General features: G+C 69.1%; 19 protein-coding genes. 10 read left to right on the forward strand and 9 right to left on the reverse strand.

The window, feature by feature from the left end:
* Nucleotides 1–21: 21 nt before the first annotated feature.
* Genes ACIBHY_RS54155 through ACIBHY_RS54165 form a run of 3 tightly spaced genes read left to right on the forward strand, consistent with a single transcriptional unit; the run spans nucleotide 22 to nucleotide 2,131 of the window.
* On the forward strand, nucleotides 22–696 hold the full coding sequence (locus tag ACIBHY_RS54155; RefSeq protein ID WP_397245237.1) for a FadR/GntR family transcriptional regulator: 675 nt from the start codon (nucleotides 22–24) through the stop codon (nucleotides 694–696).
* 36 nt (nucleotides 697–732) lie between these two features.
* Nucleotides 733–1,680: a DNA polymerase ligase N-terminal domain-containing protein gene (locus ACIBHY_RS54160; RefSeq protein WP_397311022.1), complete on the forward strand. Its 948-nt coding sequence runs from the start codon at nucleotides 733–735 to the stop codon at nucleotides 1,678–1,680.
* A gap of 16 nt (nucleotides 1,681–1,696) precedes the next feature.
* A complete protein-coding gene (locus tag ACIBHY_RS54165) occupies nucleotides 1,697–2,131 on the forward strand; it encodes a GNAT family N-acetyltransferase (RefSeq protein ID WP_397311023.1) in 435 nt (144 codons plus the stop codon).
* On the opposite strand, the gene ACIBHY_RS54170 is transcribed toward ACIBHY_RS54165, so the two are convergent.
* From ACIBHY_RS54170 to ACIBHY_RS54205, 8 genes are read right to left on the reverse strand one after another with little or no spacing between them, the layout of a single operon-like run.
* Nucleotides 2,117–3,019: an aldo/keto reductase gene (locus ACIBHY_RS54170; protein ID WP_397311024.1), complete on the reverse strand. Its 903-nt coding sequence runs from the start codon at nucleotides 3,017–3,019 to the stop codon at nucleotides 2,117–2,119. The genes ACIBHY_RS54165 and ACIBHY_RS54170 overlap by 15 nt on opposite strands.
* Entirely contained in the window at nucleotides 3,016–3,321 is a 306-nt protein-coding gene (locus tag ACIBHY_RS54175; RefSeq protein WP_397245245.1) for an L-rhamnose mutarotase, read from the reverse strand. Before ACIBHY_RS54175 ends, ACIBHY_RS54170 begins: the two co-directional genes overlap by 4 nt.
* Nucleotides 3,321–4,337, reverse strand: coding sequence for an ABC transporter permease (locus tag ACIBHY_RS54180; protein ID WP_397311025.1), 1,017 nt, complete (start codon nucleotides 4,335–4,337; stop codon nucleotides 3,321–3,323). The genes ACIBHY_RS54175 and ACIBHY_RS54180 overlap by 1 nt, the downstream gene beginning before the upstream one ends.
* Nucleotides 4,334–5,809 carry a sugar ABC transporter ATP-binding protein gene (locus tag ACIBHY_RS54185; RefSeq protein ID WP_397311026.1) on the reverse strand — a complete coding sequence of 492 codons (1,476 nt, stop codon included), beginning with the start codon at nucleotides 5,807–5,809 and terminating at the stop codon, nucleotides 4,334–4,336. Before ACIBHY_RS54185 ends, ACIBHY_RS54180 begins: the two co-directional genes overlap by 4 nt.
* Nucleotides 5,809–6,840 carry a sugar ABC transporter substrate-binding protein gene (locus tag ACIBHY_RS54190; protein WP_397311027.1) on the reverse strand — a complete coding sequence of 344 codons (1,032 nt, stop codon included), beginning with the start codon at nucleotides 6,838–6,840 and terminating at the stop codon, nucleotides 5,809–5,811. Before ACIBHY_RS54190 ends, ACIBHY_RS54185 begins: the two co-directional genes overlap by 1 nt.
* A 37-nt stretch (nucleotides 6,841–6,877) precedes the next feature.
* A complete protein-coding gene (locus ACIBHY_RS54195) occupies nucleotides 6,878–7,612 on the reverse strand; it encodes an SDR family NAD(P)-dependent oxidoreductase (RefSeq protein WP_397311028.1) in 735 nt (244 codons plus the stop codon).
* Nucleotides 7,609–8,904: an L-fuconate dehydratase gene (locus ACIBHY_RS54200; protein WP_397311029.1), complete on the reverse strand. Its 1,296-nt coding sequence runs from the start codon at nucleotides 8,902–8,904 to the stop codon at nucleotides 7,609–7,611. Before ACIBHY_RS54200 ends, ACIBHY_RS54195 begins: the two co-directional genes overlap by 4 nt.
* Complete coding sequence (locus tag ACIBHY_RS54205) at nucleotides 8,901–9,746, reverse strand: fumarylacetoacetate hydrolase family protein (RefSeq protein WP_397311030.1); 846 nt, start codon at nucleotides 9,744–9,746, stop codon at nucleotides 8,901–8,903. The genes ACIBHY_RS54200 and ACIBHY_RS54205 overlap by 4 nt, the downstream gene beginning before the upstream one ends.
* A 354-nt stretch (nucleotides 9,747–10,100) precedes the next feature.
* Between ACIBHY_RS54205 and ACIBHY_RS54210 the strand changes: the two genes are divergently transcribed.
* The 3 genes from ACIBHY_RS54210 to ACIBHY_RS54220 all read left to right on the forward strand — a co-directional run bounded on the left by ACIBHY_RS54210 (nucleotide 10,101) and on the right by ACIBHY_RS54220 (nucleotide 12,891).
* Entirely contained in the window at nucleotides 10,101–11,285 is a 1,185-nt protein-coding gene (locus tag ACIBHY_RS54210) for a cytochrome P450 (protein ID WP_397245257.1), read from the forward strand.
* Nucleotides 11,286–11,467: 182 nt separating this feature from the next.
* The gene (locus tag ACIBHY_RS54215) at nucleotides 11,468–12,304 is read left to right on the forward strand and encodes a DUF559 domain-containing protein (RefSeq protein WP_397311031.1); all 837 of its coding nucleotides are present in this window, start codon (nucleotides 11,468–11,470) and stop codon (nucleotides 12,302–12,304) included.
* A 290-nt stretch (nucleotides 12,305–12,594) separates the two neighbouring features.
* Nucleotides 12,595–12,891 (forward strand): DUF5615 family PIN-like protein, encoded by a 297-nt coding sequence (locus tag ACIBHY_RS54220; protein ID WP_397311032.1) that lies wholly within the window; start codon nucleotides 12,595–12,597, stop codon nucleotides 12,889–12,891.
* Between the two features lie 563 nt (nucleotides 12,892–13,454).
* Here the strand turns inward: ACIBHY_RS54220 and ACIBHY_RS54225 are convergent.
* Nucleotides 13,455–14,480 (reverse strand): GDP-mannose 4,6-dehydratase, encoded by a 1,026-nt coding sequence (locus tag ACIBHY_RS54225; RefSeq protein ID WP_397245263.1) that lies wholly within the window; start codon nucleotides 14,478–14,480, stop codon nucleotides 13,455–13,457.
* 248 nt (nucleotides 14,481–14,728) lie between these two features.
* On the opposite strand from ACIBHY_RS54225, the gene ACIBHY_RS54230 reads away from it, so the two are divergent.
* The 4 genes from ACIBHY_RS54230 (at nucleotide 14,729) to ACIBHY_RS54245 (ending at nucleotide 18,853) form a co-directional block, all read left to right on the forward strand.
* Nucleotides 14,729–15,973 carry a glycosyltransferase family 4 protein gene (locus ACIBHY_RS54230; RefSeq protein ID WP_397311033.1) on the forward strand — a complete coding sequence of 415 codons (1,245 nt, stop codon included), beginning with the start codon at nucleotides 14,729–14,731 and terminating at the stop codon, nucleotides 15,971–15,973.
* 1 nt (nucleotide 15,974) lies between these two features.
* Nucleotides 15,975–16,685, forward strand: coding sequence for a class I SAM-dependent methyltransferase (locus ACIBHY_RS54235; RefSeq protein WP_397245267.1), 711 nt, complete (start codon nucleotides 15,975–15,977; stop codon nucleotides 16,683–16,685).
* Nucleotides 16,686–16,687: 2 nt separating this feature from the next.
* Nucleotides 16,688–17,707: a prenyltransferase gene (locus ACIBHY_RS54240; protein WP_397245269.1), complete on the forward strand. Its 1,020-nt coding sequence runs from the start codon at nucleotides 16,688–16,690 to the stop codon at nucleotides 17,705–17,707.
* A 147-nt stretch (nucleotides 17,708–17,854) separates the two neighbouring features.
* Nucleotides 17,855–18,853 carry a DUF1702 family protein gene (locus ACIBHY_RS54245; protein WP_397311034.1) on the forward strand — a complete coding sequence of 333 codons (999 nt, stop codon included), beginning with the start codon at nucleotides 17,855–17,857 and terminating at the stop codon, nucleotides 18,851–18,853.
* The last annotated feature ends 87 nt before the right edge of the window (nucleotides 18,854–18,940 follow it).

Raw genomic sequence — 18,940 nt, forward strand, 5'->3', positions numbered from 1 at the left:
CCGATGTCTAGGGAGAGAAGCGTGGCGGTCACCGACGCTGCGATCGACAAGATCAAGCAGATGATCCTCTCGGGCGAGCTAGCCCCCGGCGACCGGCTCCCCAAAGAGGCCGATCTCGCCGAACGGCTGGGCCTGTCCCGCAACTCGCTGCGCGAGGCCGTACGCGCGCTGGCGCTCATCAACGTCCTGGACGTACGGCAGGGCGACGGCACCTACGTCACCAGCCTGGAGCCCCGGCTCCTGCTGGACACCATGTCGTTCGTGCTCGACCTGCACCGCGACGACACCGTCATCCAGTTCTTCGAGGTACGCCGCATCCTGGAACCCGCCGCCACAGCCATGGCCGCGGTCCAGATGAGCGACGCCGACATCGAGGAACTGGGCGAGGTGCTCCGCTCGCTGCCCAAGGACCCCACGATCGAGGAGCTGGTCGACAACGACCTGACCTTCCACCAGCGCATCGCCCGCGGTTCCGGCAACAACGTGCTGTGCTCCTTCATCGAGAGCCTGGCCGGCCCCACGCACCGCGCGCGCATCTGGCGCGGCCTCACCCAGGAGGGGGCGCTGGAGAAGACGATGGAGCAGCACACCGCCATCTACGACGCCATCGCCGCCCGCCAGCCGGATGTGGCACGTTCCTGGGCCACGGTCCACGTGGCCGGTGTCGAGGCGTGGCTGCGCAAGGCGCTCGACTGAAGGATCGGGGGGACGAGCGCCGGGTAGGTACGGTGCGTGGCCGACAAACTCTCGAAATATCGGAGTAAGCGGGACGCCAGCCGTACCCCCGAGCCCATCCCCCCGCACCAACCCGAGCAGGGGGACGACCGCGCGTTCGTGATCCAGGAGCACCACGCGCGGTCACTGCACTGGGACCTGCGCCTGGAGCGCGACGGTGTGCTCGTCTCCTGGGCGGTCCCGAAGGGGCTGCCGGCCGATCCGCGGGTCAACCACCTGGCCGTGCACACCGAGGACCACCCGATGGAGTACCTCGGGTTCCACGGCGAGATCCCCACCGGCGAGTACGGCGCGGGCAGCATGACGATCTGGGACACCGGCACCTACGACACGGAGAAATGGTCGGAGCGCGAGGTCAAGGTGGTGCTGCACGGCGAGCGCGCCCAGGGCCGGTACGTGCTGTTCAGGACCGACGGCAAGAACTGGATGATCCACCGCATGGACCCGCCCGCCGTGGACCCGCTGCCGCCGCTGGAGCCGATGCTGCCGGTCAAACGCGCCAAACTCCCCCGCGACCAGGACGCCTACGCCTTCGAGTTCGCCTGGGGCGGCCGCCGCGTGCTGGTCCACGTGGACGGCGGGCGCACCGACCTGGCCCGCGAGTTCTCCTGGCTGCGCCCGATGGCCGAGGCGTTCGGCAGCAGGAGCGCGGTCCTCGACGGCGAGATCGTCCGGCTGGGCGGCACGGAGATCCTGGTCTGCACCGATCTGCTCTACGACGACGGCCACTCGCTGGTGGCCAGGCCGTTCACCGAACGCCGCGCGGCCCTGGACGCGCTGGACCTCTCGGGCGCGCGCTGGCAGACCGCCCCATCCTGGCCCGCCCAGGCCCAGCCCGTACGGCAGGCAGCCCGCGAGCAGGGCCTGCCGGGAATCGTCGGCAAGCGCCTCGACTCCCCCTACGAACCGGGCCAGTCAAAATGGTGGGCGTTCATCCCCACATAACAGACATAATCGGCACGTGCACCTCACCAGCATCGCGCCCGACCAGCGGCTTCTCGACCTCCAGCACGCCGCCTACACCATCGAGGCCGAGATCATCGGCGACGACCGCATCCCCCCGCTCCACGAGGACCTGACGGCCCTGGAGAAAGCACCGCTCTCCTGGCTGGGCGCCTTCGACGACGAGGGAACGCTGACCGGCGCGGTCGCCTGGGAGGAGAGCGACGTCTTGGTCGACATCAACCGGCTGATAGTTGACCCCGGCGCGCTGCGGCAGGGCATCGGCCGCACGCTAGTCAAGGAGGTGCTGGCCCGAGCCGGCGGCCGCAAGGTGATCGTCTCCACCGGCCGGGACAACACGCCGGCGCGCACGCTGTACGAGCGCCTCGGGTTCACGCACACCGGTGACGCCGAGGTGATCCCGGGCCTGTGGATCACCTCATACGAGCTCTAGCTCCGCCCACAGTTCCTCCGGCACCGGCTCGGCCCACAGGGCGGCGTTGCGGCGTACCTCGTCGGCCGAGCGGGCGCCGAGCACGACGGTCGCGACGGCCGGGTGCCGCGCGGGGAAGGCCATCGCGGCCTGGGGCAGCGTGACGCCGTGCCGCCGGCAGACCTCGGCCAGCAGCCGGGCCCGCTCCAGGAGCGGCGCGGAGGCGGGCTGATAGTCGAACGTGCCGCCGGGCTCGTCGGTGGCCAGCATGCCGCTGTTGAACACGCCCGCCGCCAGCACCTTGACGCCCTTGGCCGCGCAGGCCTCCAGCAGCGGCAGGCCGGAGCGGTCGAGCAGGGTGTAGCGGCCGGCCAGCATGACCACGTCGACGTCGGTGTCGCGGACGAACCTGGCGGGCACCTGCCACTGGTTCATGCCGAGGCCGATGGCCTTGACCACGCCCTGGGCGCGCAGTTCCTCCAGCGCCGGGTACGCCTCGGCCAGCGCCTGGCCGGCGTGGGCGTCGGGGTCGTGGATCAGGGCGACGTCCACGTGGTCGAGGCCGAGCCGTACCAGGGACTCCTCGAGGGAACGGCGCACACCGTCGCGCGAGAAGTCCCACACGCGGCGCTCGGCGGCGACGACGTCGAAGCCCTCGTCGTCCCTGACCGGGTCGGCGGGCACCAGGCGGCGGCCGACCTTGGTCGACAGCACGTAGCCGTCGCGTCCGGCCAGGGCGGCGCCGAGGCGGCGCTCGGACAGGCCCAGGCCGTAGTGGGGCGCGGTGTCGAACAGCCGCACGCCCGCCTCCCACGCGGCGTCGACCGTGGCGCGGGCCTGCTCGTCCGTGACGGCGGTGAACAGGTTGCCGAGCGGCGCGCCACCGAGCCCGAAATCAGGAAATTTCATGTCATCTCCCAGACCAGGCTCAGGCCGCCGGAGTCCTTGTCGAAATCGCCGTCGAGCAGCCTGTTCATCTTCGCCTGCCAGGCCCGGTCGGCCGGATGGTCCTTCATCGCCGCCTGGAACGCGGCGTAGTCCTCGACCTCGACCAGGTGGAACAGGTCCAGTCCTTCGCGCCAGATGCGCCAGGACCGCACGCCGTGCTCACGCATCGCCGCCTCCAGCTCGGCCGGGATGGCCGCGTGCTCGCGGTCGTAAAGCTGCTCGGCGCCGGGTTTGAGCCGGGAGCGCAGCGCGAGCCGTTCCATCAGTCCTGAGCCTTTCCGCCGGCGATGCGGCTGATCATGAGTGCGATGAGGATGATCGCGCCGTAGACGACCGGCTGCCAGAAGCCGGAAACGCCCTTCAGCGTGAGGATGTTCTGCACCAGGCCGATCACCAGCACGCCGGTGAGCGCGCCGAGGATCGTGCCCTTGCCGCCGTCCATGCTGACGCCGCCGATGACGGCGGCGGCGAAGACCATGAAGATCCAGCCGACGCCCATGTTGCTGCCGATGGCGCCCAGGCGGCCCGTCTCCAGGATGCCCGCCAGCGCCGCCAGCATGCCGCCGATGACGAAGACGCCGAACAGGACCCGGTGCACCCGGATGCCCGCGGCGCGCGCGGCGTCGGCGTTGCCGCCGATCGCGTACAGCGAGCGGCCGGCGCGGGTGTAGCCCAGGACGAAGATGCCCGCGGCGAACAGCACCCCCGCGATCCAGATCGCCGCCGGCAGCCCCAGCCAGGTGACGCTGCCCAGGTAGAGGATGGAGTCGGGCAGTTGGAAGAGCGTCTTGCCCTCGGTCGGGCCGAGCAGCAGGCCGTGCACGATGATCAGCATGGCCAGCGTGACGATGAACGCCGACAGCTGGAACCTGATGATCAGGAACCCGTTGAACGCCCCGATCGCCGCGCCCACGAGCAACGCCAGCGGGATCACCAGCGCGCCCGGCAGCCCGAGCCCGAATCCGCCCGCCGTCGCGGGGATGACCAGCATCACCGCGATCGCCGGCGCGGTGCCGACCGTCGACTCCAGCGACAGGTCGAACTTCCCGGCGATCAGGATCATCGCCTCGGCCAGCACCAGCAGCGAGATCGAGGCCTGCTGCTGCAGGATGTTGCTGATGTTGCCGCCGGTCAGGAAGACCGGGTCGGTGAACGCGCCCACCACGAGCAGGAGCACGATCACCGGCACGAGGGTCAGGTCGCGGAAGCGGGTCAGCCGCAGCACCGGCCCGTGGGCGCCCGGCTTCACGTCCGGCTTGTAGAAGGGTTTGACGCTCACTGTTGGATGCCTTCCATGACGGCCACGAGCTCGTGGTCGGTCCAGCCGCGCGGCACGTCCTTGACGATCCTGCCGTGGAACATCACCAGCACCCGGTCGCAGATCCGCAGGTCGGCGAGCTCGTCGGAGACCAACACCGCCCCCGCGCCCTGCTCGACCGCGTCCTCGACCGCGCCCAGCAGCGCCTGCTTGGACTTCACGTCGACCCCCGCGGTGGGGTTCATGACGACCAGCGCGGTGGGGTCGTCCACGAGCGCGCGGGCGAAGACGACCTTCTGCGCGTTCCCGCCCGACAGCTCGGCGACGGGCTGCTCGGGCCCGCCGGTCTTGATGTCGAGATCCCTGATCATCTGCTTCGCCCGGGTACGGCGCCGCCCCGGCGAGACCATGCCGAACCTGCCCAGCCTGCGCATGACCGGCATGGTGCTGTTCTCGCCCACTGACAGCAGGGGGACGAACCCTTCGTGGTGCCGGTCCTCCGGCACGAATCCGAGCCCGGCGGCCAGGAACGCGGGCACGTCGCCGGGTTTGGGCCGCCTGCCGTTGACCGTGATCCGGCCGGCGTCGGGCTTACGCAGCCCGGCCAGCGTCTCGGCCAGGCCGATCTTGCCGCTGCTCGCCGAGCCGGCCAGGCCGACCACCTCGCCCGCGCGCACGCTCAGGCCGACGCCTTCGTAGCGCCCGCGCAGGGACAGGCCCGTCGCCTCCAGGACCACCAGGTCGCCGGCCGCGCGCAGCCTGGTCCGGTGGGCGGCGGCCGCGGCCTCTCCGGTCATCGCCGAGACCAGTTCGTCGTGCGGGAGGCCGGTGACCGGCCTGGTCACGATGTGCCGGGCGTCGCGGAAGACGGTGACGCTCTGGCAGATCTCGTAGACCTCGTCGAGGTGGTGGGAGATGTACATCATCGTCACGCCCTGCTCGCGCAGCGTCCGCATGCGGGTGAACAGCCGCTCGATGGCCGGGCCGTCCAGGCGGGCGGTGGGCTCGTCGAGGATGATGAACGTGGCCCCGAACGACAGCGCGCGGGCGATCTCCACGAGCTGGCGCTGCTCGACGCCGAGGTCTCCGGCCAGCGCCTCCGCGTCCACGTCCACCTCGTACGTAGCCAGCAGGTCGCGGGCCTTGGAGCGCAGCTCGCGCCACTTGACGTAGCGGCCCTGGCGGTTGAGGAAGAGGTTCTCCGCGACCGTCAGGGCGGGGATGATCGTGGACTTCTGGTAGACGCAGGCCACCCGCCGCCGCCAGGCGTCCCGGTCGGCGAGAGCGGGGGCGGCCTCTCCGGCGAACAGCACCTCGCCCGCGTCGGGGCGCTGGAGGCCGGTCAGGATCGACACGAGCGTGGACTTGCCCGCGCCGTTCCTGCCGACGAGCGCGTGGGTCTGGCCTGGGGCGATCTCGATGCCCGCGTTGTTCAGAGCGGTCGTGGGTCCGAAACGCTTCGTGATATTTCGGGCTTCAACGTGAAATCTCATTACTTGACCTGGTTACCCCAAAGCTTCTGGTCATCCACGTTCTCCTTGGTGACAAGCGGGGCGGGAAGCTGGTCCTCCAGGCCGTTCGGCAGCTCGATGATCGTGCTGTCGTGGTCGGTCGGACCCGCCTTGAACGTCTTGCCCTCGGTCGCCGCCTTGGCGTAGAACAGCGCGTACTTGGCGTAGAGGTCGGCCGGCTGCGAGACCGTCGCGTCGATGTCGCCCTTGCGGATCGCCTCGAACTCCTGCGGGATGCCGTCGTTGGAGACGACGAAGACGTGCTTGGCGTCGTCCGGCGGGACGAGCAGGCCCTTGGTCTTCAGCACCTGCAGCGTCGGGGCCAGGTGGACGCCGCCCGCGTGCAGGTAGATGCCCTTGATGTCGGGGTTCTGCTCCAGACGGGTCTGGAGCATGGACGCGGCCTTGCTGCCCTCCCACTCCGTCGGCTCGCTGAAGACCATGATGCCGGGGAACTTGCTCTTCATGCACTCCGCGAACGCCTCGGAGCGGTCGCGGCCGTTGATCGAGCCGAGGGCGCCCTGGAGCTGGACGACCTTGCCCTTGCCGCCCAGCTTCTCACCCAGGAACTCGCAGGCCTTGGTGCCGTACGCGCGGTTGTCGGCGCGTACCACCATGAAGACCTTGCCCTTGTCGGGGCGGGTGTCCACGGAGACGACCGGGATCTTCTTGTTCTCCAGCTGCTGAAGCGTGGTGGCGATGGCGCCGGTGTCCTGCGGGGCCATCACGATCGCCTTGGCGCCCTGGCCGGTCAGCGCCTGGACGTTGCTGACCAGCTTGGAGACGTCGTTCTGGGAGTTGGTCGGGTTCAGCTTGTCGACCTTGAGCTCGGTGGCCATCTGGTCGACGTACTTCATGTAGGAGTTCCAGAAGTCGGAGTCGGCCCGGGGGTGGTCGATGCCGACCTTGCCGCCGGCTCCGCCCGCGGCCGGGGCGCCGCTGCCGCCGGTCGAGCCGCAGGCCGTAACGATCGTGAGAAGAGCCGCCGAGGCGACCACGGATCCGATCTTCATGTGCCAGAGGTCCTGTTCGTTGGGGGGTGTTCCTTGGCTAGGTGGCCGGGCGCAACCTCAATCCGTGCATGCCGCCGTCGACCGCGAGCACCGTGCCCGTCGTCGCGGCGGCCTCGGGACCGGCCAGGTAGGCGATGGCCGCGGCGACCTCCTCGGCGCTGACCAGGCGGCCCATCGGCTGCCTGGCGTTGAGCGCCCGGCGCTCGGCTTCGGGGTCGTCGGCGGCGTCGAGCAGCCTGGCCACCCAGGGCGTGTCCGCGGTGCCCGGGTTGACGCAGTTGACGCGGATGCCCTCGCGGACGTGGTCGGCGGCCATCGCCAGCGTCAGCGACATGACCGCGCCCTTGGTGGCGCTGTAGAGCGCGCGGTTGGGCAGGCCCGCGGTGGCCGCGATCGAGCACGTGTTGACGATCGCGGCGTGTTCGCTCCTTCTGAGATACGGCAGCGCCGCCCTGGCCACCCTGACCATGCCGAAGACGTTGACGTCGAAGACCTTCCGCCACTCCTCGTCGGGGTTGTCCTCGATGGTGCCCTGGGCCCCGATTCCGGCGTTGTTGATCAGGACGTCGATGCCGCCGAGCCGGTCGGCCGCTTCGGCGATGGCCGCGCGTACCTGGGCATCATCCGTCACATCCGCCTTTATCCCGATATAGGGCTCGCCGGGCGGATTGACGTCCAGGCAGGCGACGGTCATCCCCTTCGCGGCCAGCGCGGTCGCCGCGGCCAGGCCGATGCCGGAGCCGCCGCCGGTGACGATGGCCTTGAGGCTCACTGGTCCCTCCATACTTCGCCGCCCGGGTAGACGTGGGCGGCGATCGACTCGGGGTGCATCTCCGCGCTGAATCCCGGCATGGACGGCGCCACGTAGTTGCCGTTCTCGATCACGACGGGGTCGGCGAAGTGCTCGTGAAGGTGGTCGACGTACTCGATGACCCGGCCGTCCAGCGAGCCGCTCACCGCGACGTAGTCGAACATCGCCAGGTGCTGCACCAGCTCACACAGCCCCACGCCGCCCGCGTGCGGGCAGACCGGCACCCCGAACTTGGCCGCGAGCAGCAGGATCGCGATGTTCTCGTTCACGCCGCCGACCCTGGCCGAGTCGAGCTGCAGGTAGGAGATGGCGCCGGCCTGCAGAAGCTGCTTGAAGACGATGCGGTTCTGCACGTGCTCGCCGGTGGCGACCGGGATCGGGCGGATGCCCTGCGCGATCGCCGCGTGGCCGAGCACGTCGTCGGGGCTGGTGGGCTCCTCGACCCAGTGGGGCGTGAACTCGCGCAGCGCGTTCACCCACGCGATGGCCGAGGCGACGTCCCAGCGCTGGTTGGCGTCGATGGCGATGGGGAAGTCGGGGCCGCAGACCTCGCGGGCGGTGCGGAGACGGCGGATGTCGTCTTCGAGGTCGGCGCCGACCTTGAGCTTGATCTGCTTGAAGCCCTGGTCGAGCGCCTCCTTGCAGAGGCGGCGGAGCTTGTCGTCGTCGTAGCCGAGCCAGCCGGGCGAGGTGGTGTAGGCGGGGTAGCCGTCGGCCTGCAGCTTGGCGGCGTGAGCCGCACGGGTCGGCTCCGCCTTCTTCAGGATCTGGAGGGCTTCGTCCGGGGTGAGGGCGTCGCTCAGGTAGCGGAAGTCGACCAGGTCCACGATCTCCTCGGGGGACATCTCGGACAACAGTCGCCAGAGCGGCTTGCCGTACCTCTTGGCCTTGAGGTCCCACAGCGCGTTGACGACGGCGGAGATCGCCATGTGCATGACGCCCTTCTCGGGCCCCAGCCACCGCAGCTGCGAGTCGTTGACCAGCTCCTTGTACAGAGTCCCGAGATCCTCGGCGTCCCTGCCGATCACGTACGGCTTCAGCGCGCCGATGGCCGCCGTCTGCACGTCGTTGCCCCGCCCGATCGTGAACGCGAACCCGTGCCCCTCGAACCCGTCATCGGTCTTGAGCACCACATATGCAGCTGAATAGTCCGGGTCCGGATTCATCGCGTCAGACCCATCCAGCTCCCGCGAGGTCGGGAAGCGGATGTCGTGGGTCTCCATCTCCACGATCCGGTACGGCGCCGCCGTCATGCCTGGCCCACCCTCTGGCGCTGGCGGCCGAGACCGGCGATCTCCAGCTCCATGACGTCACCGGCCCGCAGGTAAGGCTGGCCGGCCATGCCCAGCGCCACACCGGCAGGAGTACCCGTGTTGACCACGTCACCCGCCTCCAGCACCATGAACTGGCTCAGGTACCGCACGACCTCCGCCACGTCGAAGATCATGTTCTTGGTGTTGCCGTCCTGGCGCGGCTCGCCGTTGATCCACAGGCGCATGGCCAGGTTCTGCGGGTCGCCCACCTCGTCGGCGGTGACCAGCCAGGGGCCGAGCGGGTTGAACGTCTCACATGACTTGCCCTTGTCCCACTGACCGCCGCGCTCCAGCTGGAACTCCCGTTCGGACACGTCATTGGAGATCGCGTAACCGGCGATCACGTCGAGCGCGGCCTCGCGGCTGTCCAGGTAGCGTGCCGTCCTACCGATGACGACGGCGAGCTCGACCTCCCAGTCGGTCTTGACGGACCCGCGCGGCACCAGCACCTCGTCGTCGGGGCCGACCACGGTGTTGGCCGCCTTCATGAAGACGACCGGCTCCTCCGGTTCCTGGGCGCCGGACTCGGCGGCGTGGTCACGGTAGTTCAGCCCGATGCAGACGACCTTCCCGGGCCGGGCGACGGGCGCTCCGATCCGCAGGCCCTTCCCCTCGAACAACGGCAGCCGGCCGCCGTCCAGCGCGTCGCGGACGCGCGCCACTCCCCCGGAAGCGAAGAAAGCCCCGTCGATCTCGGGCTCTCCTATGTCGCGCAGGTCACCGGCGGCGTCCATCACCACCGGGCGCTCCTGGCCGACAGGTCCAACTCGCAGCAGCTTCACACCGCATCCCTCAGTTATACATCGGATGTCTCGACCTATGATGCTCGTACCAGGGTGGGGAGCTGTCAAGTCGGGGACTGGGTATACATCCGATCCGTGACCTCGGGATTTCTCACATCTGGGTGCAACCGGTTGCACTGCCGTGCACGGTGCGCCACTTGTGTCACAGGCGCCCCTGACACACCTGGAAACATCGGAGGTGGCCCGTTCTCCGGGTCGGGGCAGACCTCCTACCTTGCCGGGCGTTACGGCGGGCCGTACCCCATGAGGGTGGGTTGACGTGGCGGGCGTCGCGTAATAGAACACGTTTCAGTGCGGTGACTGACCAAGCGCTAGATCAAAGGGGTGGAGCGGGTGCTCATTGACCTCGTTGACCAGGACCGGTACGCCGATTCTGGGCCGCCACACGAGCAGCTTCGGTGGCTGCGCGAACATGATCCCGTTCACTGGCATCCCGGCGAACCCGGCTTCTGGGCGGTCACCCGGTACGACGACGTCGTGCACGTCTCGCGGCACTCCGAGTTGTTCTCCTCCTCGCGGCGGCTGGCGCTGTTCAACGAGATGCCGGAAGAGCAGCGGGCCATGCAGCGCCTGATGATGCTCAACCAGGACCCGCCCGAGCACACGCGGCGCCGTTCGCTGGTCAACCGGGGGTTCACCCCGCGCACCATGAACGCCCTCGAACCCCACATCCGCGACATCTGCGACGACCTCCTCGACAAGTGCTCCGGCGAGGTCGACTTCGTCACCGAGATCGCCGCGCCCCTGCCCCTGTACGTGATCTGCGAACTGCTCGGCGCGCCGGTGGCCGATCGGGACAAGGTGTTCACCTGGTCCAACAAGATGATCGGCGCCCAGGACCCCGACTACGCCGCCTCCCCCGACGAGGGCGGCGCGGCGGCCATGGAGGTCTACGCCTACGCCAACCAGCTCGCCGCCCAGCGCCGCGGCGCACCGCGCAACGACATCGTCACCAAGCTCATCCAGCCCGACGAGAACGGCGAGACGCTCGACGAGAACGAGTTCGACCTGTTCGTGCTGCTGCTGGTGGTGGCCGGGAACGAGACCACCCGCAACGCGGCGTCCGGCGGCATGCTCGCCCTCTTCGACCACCCTGAACAGTGGTCCCGCCTGGTGGCCGACCCCACGCTGTCCCGCACCGCGTCCGACGAGATCGTGCGCTGGGTCTCGCCCGTGAACCTCTTCCGCCGCACGGCCACCGCGGACGTGCTGTTGTCGGGGCAGCAGATCCGCGAGGACGACAAGGTGGTCGTGTTCTATTCGTCGGCCAACCGGGACTCTTCAGCCTTCGCACAGCCCCATTCCTTCGACATCGGGCGCGACCCCAATCCGCACATCGGGTTCGGGGGCGGCGGGGCGCACTTCTGCCTGGGGAACCATCTGGCGAAGCTGGAGCTTCGGGTGTTGTTCGAGCAGCTGGCGGTGCGGTTCCCACGGCTGCGGCAGACGGGGGAGGTGCGGCGGTTGCGCTCGAACTTCATCAACGGCATCAAGGAACTCCCCGTACGGCTCGACTAGATTCCCTCGTTCGCCCCGACCGGCCATTCCCAGCGCGATCAGGAAAGCCCTCCCCACCACGCCGAGGCGCCCCCTCGCAGGTGCTCCACCCCCGCCCCGCGGAAGCTGTGGAAACCCGCTCCCCATCCCCAGAACTTCGTTCGCCCCCACCCCACCCGGCCCCCACAAGCCACCCTGAACCCGTGACCGACACCCTCACCACGGGTTCTCTCCTCGACCGCACCCGCCTGCTCACCCAGCTGGTCCCGAGAGCAGTGGCCTGCCGCCGCACGGCCGCGCACGTCTGGGGCCTGCGCGCCATGCCCGACGGCGCCCGCGAGGAGGACTGGCCGGTAGAGCTGGCCATCCCGATCCACATGGACATCCCCGGCTGTCAGTCGTACGAGCTGTCGCTCCCGCCAACCGACACCACCACGCACAAGGGAATCCGCCTGACCACCCTCGAACGCACCGCCCTGGACTGCGCCCGAACCCTCCCCAGAATCGACGGCATCACCATCGTCGACCAGTTCCTGAGACGAGGCGTGAGGATCGCCGACCTCCGCACGCGGGCGACCGCCTTCACCCACCTCCTGCACACCCTGAGCATGGCCGACAGCGGCGCCGCCTCCCCAAGAGAAAGCCGCCTAAGAGTGGCCTTCCTGGAGGCCGGCCTCCCCCGCCCCACCACCCAGATCCACGTGATCCTCCCCAGCCGCCACGCCTACCTGGACCTCGGCTGGCCCGACTACCACCTGGCAGTCGAATACGACGGCCGCGACCACCACTCATCCCCCGAGGAGCGCACCAGAGACACAACCCGCCGAGCAAGCTTGGAATCCCTGGGCTGGCACATCATCCCCGTCCGCCGCGACGTGGTCCCCGCCCGCATGGGCGATCTCCTGGAGCAGGTGGCCAACTCCCTCATCGAACGCGGCTGGCGCCCGCACCCCGACGAGACCACCCGCATCCTGTCCCACATCCGCAAGGCCCGCCGCCACCCCAGCGGCCCCCGCCCCCGCCTCCGCCGGAAACCGTGATGCCCCAGCTTCCGCCTCAGACCGTGACCACGCGCCTCCACCACCACTGCAAACCCCGACGCCCCGGACCTCCACAGGCAAGGTCTTTCACATGGGCGCGCTTCGCGCGTTCGGGATGTCAGGCGCTTCTCCAGTCGAGCTGAGGGTCCGCCCTCCGGTCGGGCGTTCTTCTGGGGCCCCACTCGTTGCCCGGCTGGGTGGTTGGTCCGTTGGAGCCCGCCCTGGTCAATGGTCCTCGCTTCACTCGGGCGCTTGACAGTGCGCCTGCGTCGCGTAGCTCGCGCGCTGGCATGGCCAGATGGGGCGATGAAGAGATCTTCGCGTGGTGCTGCGCGGAAGGCCGGGTGCTGGGGACGTCGGACAAGCAGTTGACCAAGTGCTTGGCGGAGTCGCGAGCCACCTGCCCTTCTGTGATCATCCTGCGGGATTTCCGCACCCTCACCAGCAAGCAGGTGGCGGAGATAGTCATCCCCAACCTGCCTGCCATCGGTGAGGCGATCGACAAGCACGGCAACACGGTGTTCACCGTCTCCCCTGACAAGCCGATACGCGGGGCGATTCTGCCGCTCGGACTCCAGGCCAGCTGACTGGATCTCAGTCACCCCTTGCGGGGCCACCTGTTGGTTGGCCTTACCGTGGGGTAACCCTCCGTGCTCGGCGATCTCTTCGGTGAACATGCGCCGCACACGGATGATCTCCTCTCAACCGGGACCTGTGAGCGCATACGCGTCAACCGGGGAGAGCAGGCCGGCTGTCGGGTCAATCAGTGGCGCTTCCAGCTCTGTCACATCTTCGTGCCATTCCTGATCGCCTGCGTTAGAGCCGTCCGCTGCGGGCCTGAGTCCGGACGATGACACATGCCGGAAGGCGGTCCCGAAGTTTTATGTCGCCCGCCACCCTGCTTGCGCACCCCGCGTCCCCATCTGCGCGAACACCCCCCTACAAGCGCGCCAGCCACCGCGCCGAGGGCGCACGATCAATGAGCCCGAGCGCAGCGAGGACCGACACGGGGTCGGGCGCCCGCCCGACTGGAAGCACGCGCGAAGCGAAGGGGAGCACCACTGACCTTGGCGGGATCCAACTGCCCAGCCACCCAACCGGGCAACGGTCGGGCTCCAGAAGGCAGCCCGACCGAAGGGAGGCCCGTTGGTTACGGCCAGGAGGAGTCCTGGTCGGGGTCGCCGCCGTTGGACAGGAGGCGGATGTCGGATTCGACCATCATGGCGACCAGGTCGTCGAAGGAGACGGTGGGTTCCCAGCCGAGCTGTACCCGGGCCTTCTTGGGGTCGGCGCACAGCAGGTCCACCTCGGCGGGGCGGTGGAGGGTCTGGTCGCGGATGACGTACTGCTCCCAGTCCAGGCCGGCGGCGGTGAAGGCGGCTTCGACCAGGTCGCGTACCGACTTCATCCGGCCGGTGCCGATCACGTAGTCCTCGGGGGCGGCGGCCTGGAGCATGAGGTGCATGGCGCGGACGTAGTCGCCGGCGAAGCCCCAGTCGCGCCGGGCTTCCAGGTTGCCCAGCCGCAGCTCGGAGGCCAGGCCCAGTTTGATGCGGGCCACCCCCAGGGTGACCTTTCTGGTGACGAACTCGGCGCCCCGGCGCGGGGACTCGTGGTTGAACAGGATGCCGGAGACGGCGTACATGCCGTAGGACTCGCGGTAGTTCTGGGTGAGGAAGTGCCCGTAGGCCTTGGCCACGCCGTACGGCGAGCGGGGGTGGAAGCCGGTGCGCTCGTTCTGGGGCGTCTCGGTGACCTGGCCGAACATCTCGGAGGACGAAGCCTGATAGAAGCGCATCTGCCCGGAGCGGGTGCCTGAACCTCGGGAAACACCTGAACACACGCGGATGGCCTCCAGCATGCGCAGCACGCCCATACCGGTGACCTCGGCGGTCAGCTCGGCCTGTTCCCAGGACATGGGGACGAAGGAGATGGCGCCCAGGTTGTAGACCTCGTCCGGCTGAACGCGTTCCACCGCCGAGATCAGCGATCCCTGGTCGAGCAGATCGCCCCGCACCACCTGAACGTCCGCGAGGAGCTTACGCATGCGCGACACCCGCGGGTTGGCCTGCCCTCGGGCCAGACCCCAGACCTCGTACCCCTGGGCGAGCAGGTGCTCCGCCAGATAGGAACCGTCTTGGCCGGTGATGCCGGTGATCAGAGCGCGCCTGGCCAACGGGTCCTCCAACTATCGCAACCACGTCCGTTGGGACGGGAATGTACAGCTACGCGCCTCGAACAGCACCAAGCCAGCTAGAACAGGTTCCACCGAACTACGTTCGGTCACGCCAACGTCGCAGTTCGCGAGGGCTGCGAGCCGGGGTAGGAACAATTCCAGATGACCTACCGAATGGTAGCCTTTTCCAACTAAGGTCATCTTTCACGGTACACGCCCGTCTCAGGTGTCTACCGGCGGAGAAAGGGGTGTCCGTGAATGACACGCTGCGGATCGCGCTGTTGTCCTACCGCAGCAAGCCGACCTGTGGCGGTCAAGGTGTCTACCTTCGGCACCTGAGCCGCGAACTCGTCGCCCTCGGACACCATGTCGAGGTCTTCTCCGGCCAGCCGTACCCCGAGCTCGATGAGGGTGTGATCCTCAACAAGGTCCCGAGCCTCGACCTCTACCGCGACGAAGACCCGTTCCGGACCCCCAAACTGAACGAATACCGCGACTGGATCGACTGGCTCGAAGTCGGGACCATGTGGACCGCGGGCTTCCCCGAACCGCTGACCTTCACGTTGCGCGCCTACCGCGAGCTGAAGAAGCGCGTCGGCGACTTCGACGTCGTCCAGGACAACCAGACGCTCGGGTACGGCCTGCTCGGCATCCAGAAGCTCTTCCCGGTCGTCGGCACCATCCACCACCCGATCAGCGTGGATCGCCGCATCGAGCTGGAGGCGGCCAAGGGCGGCAAGAAGCTGAGCATGCGCCGCTGGTACGGGTTCGTGAAGATGCAGGCCAAGGTCGCACCGCGACTGAGCCCGATCCTGACGGTGAGCGAGTCGAGCCTGGCCGACATCCACCGCGACTTCAACGTCCCGCAGGCCAACATGCGCCTGATCCCCCTCGGCGTCGACACCCGATATTTCCACCCGAGGCCCGAAAAACCCCGTAAGAAGGGTTCGATCGTCGCCGTCGCCAGCGCCGACTCGCCCATGAAGGGCGTGTCCACCCTGCTCAGAGCCGTGGCCAAGGTGGCGACCGAACGCGACGTCACCCTGACCGTCGTCAGCAAGCCCACGCCCGGCGGACCCACCGAGCAACTCGTGCAGGAGCTCAGCCTCCAGGACCGCGTCACGTTCGTGCACGGCATCTCCGACGACGAGCTGGGCGAGCTGATCGCCACCTCGGAGATCTCCGTCGTCCCCTCGCTGTACGAGGGCTTCTCGCTGCCCGCCGTGGAGCACATGGCCTGCGCGACGCCGCTGGTGGCCAGCCGTACCGGAGCATTGCCCGAGGTCGTGGGTGACGCGGCCGTCCAGGTGGCGCCCGGTGACCCGGAGGAGCTGGCCTCGGTGCTGCGCCGCCTGCACGACTCCCCCGAGGAGCGCGAGGCGGTGGGCAGGCGCGGCTACGACCGCGTCATGGAGCGCTACACGTGGCACGTGGTCGCCAAGCGGACCGTCGAGGCCTACCGAGAGGCCATCCAGAACAGAGGAGCACGCTGACTTGCTGACCGTCGACTTCGCCAAGCTGCCCGTCGGCCCCGGAGTGCGGGTTCTCGATCTCGGCTGCGGCGGCGGCCGGCACGCCTTCGAGGTGCTGCGCAGGGGCGCCGACGTGGTCGCCTTCGACATGGACCAGGCCGAACTGGACAACGTGGCCGCCATGTTCGTGGCGATGGACAAGGCCGGCGAGGTGCCGGTCGGCGCCGGCGGCGAGACCGTGCAGGGCACCGCGCTGGACATGCCGTTCGAGGAGGGCAGCTTCGACCGGGTGATCGCGGCCGAGGTGCTGGAGCACATCCCGGACGACATGAGCGCGATGGCGGAGATCTTCCGGGTGCTCAAGCCGGGCGGCACGGCGGCCATCACAGTGCCGAGCTTCCTGCCCGAGCGGATCTGCTGGGCGCTGGACGAGGACTACCACACAGCCCCCGGCGGACATGTCCGGATCTACACCCTGGCCGAGCTGAGCGCCAAGCTGAAGTCCACCGGGTTCGAGATCGGGCCCCATCATCATGCCCACGGGCTGCACGCGCCGTACTGGTGGATCAAGTGCGCCGTCGGCGTCAACAACGACGAGCACCCCCTCGCGAAGGCCTACCACGAGCTGCTCGTATGGGACATCATGAAGCGCCCCGCGGCCACCCGCGTCGCCGAGGCCCTGCTCAACCCGCTGATCGGCAAGAGCGTCGTCCTCTACGTGCGGAAGCCCTGAGCGTGATCAGCTGGGAGCAGACCGTCCAGACCGCCCGGAGCATCGCCGCCATCCAGCAGGACGACGGCGGCGTGCCCTGGCCGGAAGGACACGTCGACGCGTGGAACCACGTCGAATGCCTGATGGCGATGGCCGTCGCCGGCCTGTCGGAGCCCGTGGAGCGCGGCTACGACTGGCTGATGCGCCACCAGCGCCCCGACGGCTCCTGGGCGATGAAGATCCAGGACGGCGTGGCGGTCGAGCGCGGCGGCGAGTCCAACCACGCGGCGTACGTGGCCGTCGGCGCCTGGCACAACTACCTGGTCACCGGCAAGGACCCCAGCCCCCTCTGGCCGATGGTCAAGCGCGCGCTCGACTACGTGGTGGGCCTGCAGACCGCGCGCGGCGAGATCGTCTGGGAGCGTGACGCCCAGGGCCGCGCCTCCACCTACGCGCTGCTGACCGGCTGCTCCTCGATCCACCAGGGGCTGCGCTGTGGTGTCCTGCTCGCCGACCACCTCGGCGACCCGCAACCCCACTGGGAGCTGGCCGCCGACCGCCTCGCCCACGTGCTCGCCTTCCATCCGGAGGCGTTCACCGACAAAAGCCGCTTCTCCATGGACTGGTACTACCCGGTCCTCGGCGGCGCCGTCCGCGGCCGCCCCGCCTTCGAGCTGATCGACCGCGAATGGTCCACGTTCGTGGTGCCGGGCCTCGGCATCCGCTGCGTCTCCGACCAGCCGTGGGTGACGGGCGCGGAAACCTGCGAACTCGTGCTCGCCCTCGACGCCCTGGGGCTGCGCGAGCGCGCCGTCCGCCTCTTCACCGACATGCAGCACCTGCGCCACGACGACGGCTCGTACTGGACCGGCTGGCAGTTCGTCAACCGCAAGCACTTCCCCCACGAGCGCAGCGGCTACACCGCCGCCGCCACCATCCTCGCCGCCGACGCCCTGTCCGGCCTCAGCGGCGGTTCCGGCATCTTCCGCGACATCCACGCCCCCGCCTCACACACCTGCGACTGCACGCTTTCCTCGGGTTAGGACACCTTTCTCCCGTACGGCGAAGCCGCCGATGAGCGCAATCGGTTTTGCCGGTTCTTTGCCCCGGGAGGCGGAGCGGCGGCGGGGAATGCCGCAATGGGCTCACTAGCTTCGTGAGTGGCCGTACGAGGCGTCTTCGGGGGAAGCGTGGGCGACACGGGCACAACATCGTTCTTGGATCAGGTCACGATTGAACAGACACTGGCCCCAGCGCGTGGCCTGTGGAGGTTCCTGGAGAAAGATCCGGTCGAGTCTGACTTGGGGCGGCGACGGTTCCGGCTCAGGGCGGGAGCGGCCCCGGGAGTGCTCACGGCGGCCGAGGAAACCTATGTGTACGGCTACAACGCGGTCATCGCCCGGGAGATCCACAAGGTCGGGCGGGTACCGCAGGAGCGGCAGCCGTTCGCCTGGGAGGGCGCGGCGGCGGCCGCGACCATGCTCGATCTGATCACCATGACTCGGGGCCGGCGCCTGAACGAGCTACTTGCCGGCCCCGCCCAGCTTCACCCGCATGCCGCCCACCTGGGCGCGGGCCGCGCACACGCGTTGCTGCGCCTGCCGCCCACGTGGGGCATGCGGCGGGCCCATCCGCTGCTGCGCTGGCTGGCCATCGACGGCTACGGTTTCCAGCGCAGCATGTCCAAGGCCGACCTCATGGTGGGCGAGCGGGCCATGCCGGAGCTGGCCGTACGCGCGCACTGCGCCATCTTCGACCAGGGCCTCGGGCGGCTCCTCTGGTACCACGACTGCGCCGCGCCCGACGACCTCACCGCGCACATCCACGCCTACCCGGCAGCCCGCCGGGCGGATCTGTGGAGCGGCGTGGCCTTCGCGGCCGTGTACACCGGCGGCGCGGACCCCGACGAACTCGACCGGCTCGCCGTGTACGCCGGCGCCGACGGCTTCCGCCAGCACGTGGCTCAGGGCGCCGCCTTCGCCTGCGCCGCCTGGCTCTCCGCCGGCAGCCTGCCCGCTCACGCCGCCGAGGCCGCCCCTATCCTCACCGGCGCCCCGGCCGAGGAGGCGGGTGCCTGGACCGACGCCGCCCTCGTCTCCCTCGGCCACGACCCGCACACGCACGACGACTTCCTGACCTGGCGCGCCCAGACCCGCCGCGCGTGGGCCCGCCGCCACCGCACCGACTGACAGAGATGATGTAGGTGAGCACCTCCCGCCGAGGTCTGACCCACCGACTGACTGACTTCGGGTCTTCAACGGGATCTGTCGGCTTCG

It is taken from the genome of Nonomuraea sp. NPDC050547, assembly GCF_044457345.1.
In the GTDB taxonomy this organism is placed as follows: domain Bacteria; phylum Actinomycetota; class Actinomycetes; order Streptosporangiales; family Streptosporangiaceae; genus Nonomuraea.

Coding starts and splice junctions, on each gene's coding strand:
- ACIBHY_RS54185 (WP_397311026.1), bottom strand. CDS start 5,809: ATGAGATTTCACGTTGAAGCCCGAAATATCACGAAGCGTTTCGGACCC.
- ACIBHY_RS54200 (WP_397311029.1), bottom strand. CDS start 8,904: ATGACGGCGGCGCCGTACCGGATCGTGGAGATGGAGACCCACGACATC.
- ACIBHY_RS54190 (WP_397311027.1), bottom strand. CDS start 6,840: ATGAAGATCGGATCCGTGGTCGCCTCGGCGGCTCTTCTCACGATCGTT.
- ACIBHY_RS54175 (WP_397245245.1), bottom strand. CDS start 3,321: ATGGAACGGCTCGCGCTGCGCTCCCGGCTCAAACCCGGCGCCGAGCAG.
- ACIBHY_RS54170 (WP_397311024.1), bottom strand. CDS start 3,019: ATGAAATTTCCTGATTTCGGGCTCGGTGGCGCGCCGCTCGGCAACCTG.
- ACIBHY_RS54220 (WP_397311032.1), top strand. CDS start 12,595: ATGGCCAGATGGGGCGATGAAGAGATCTTCGCGTGGTGCTGCGCGGAA.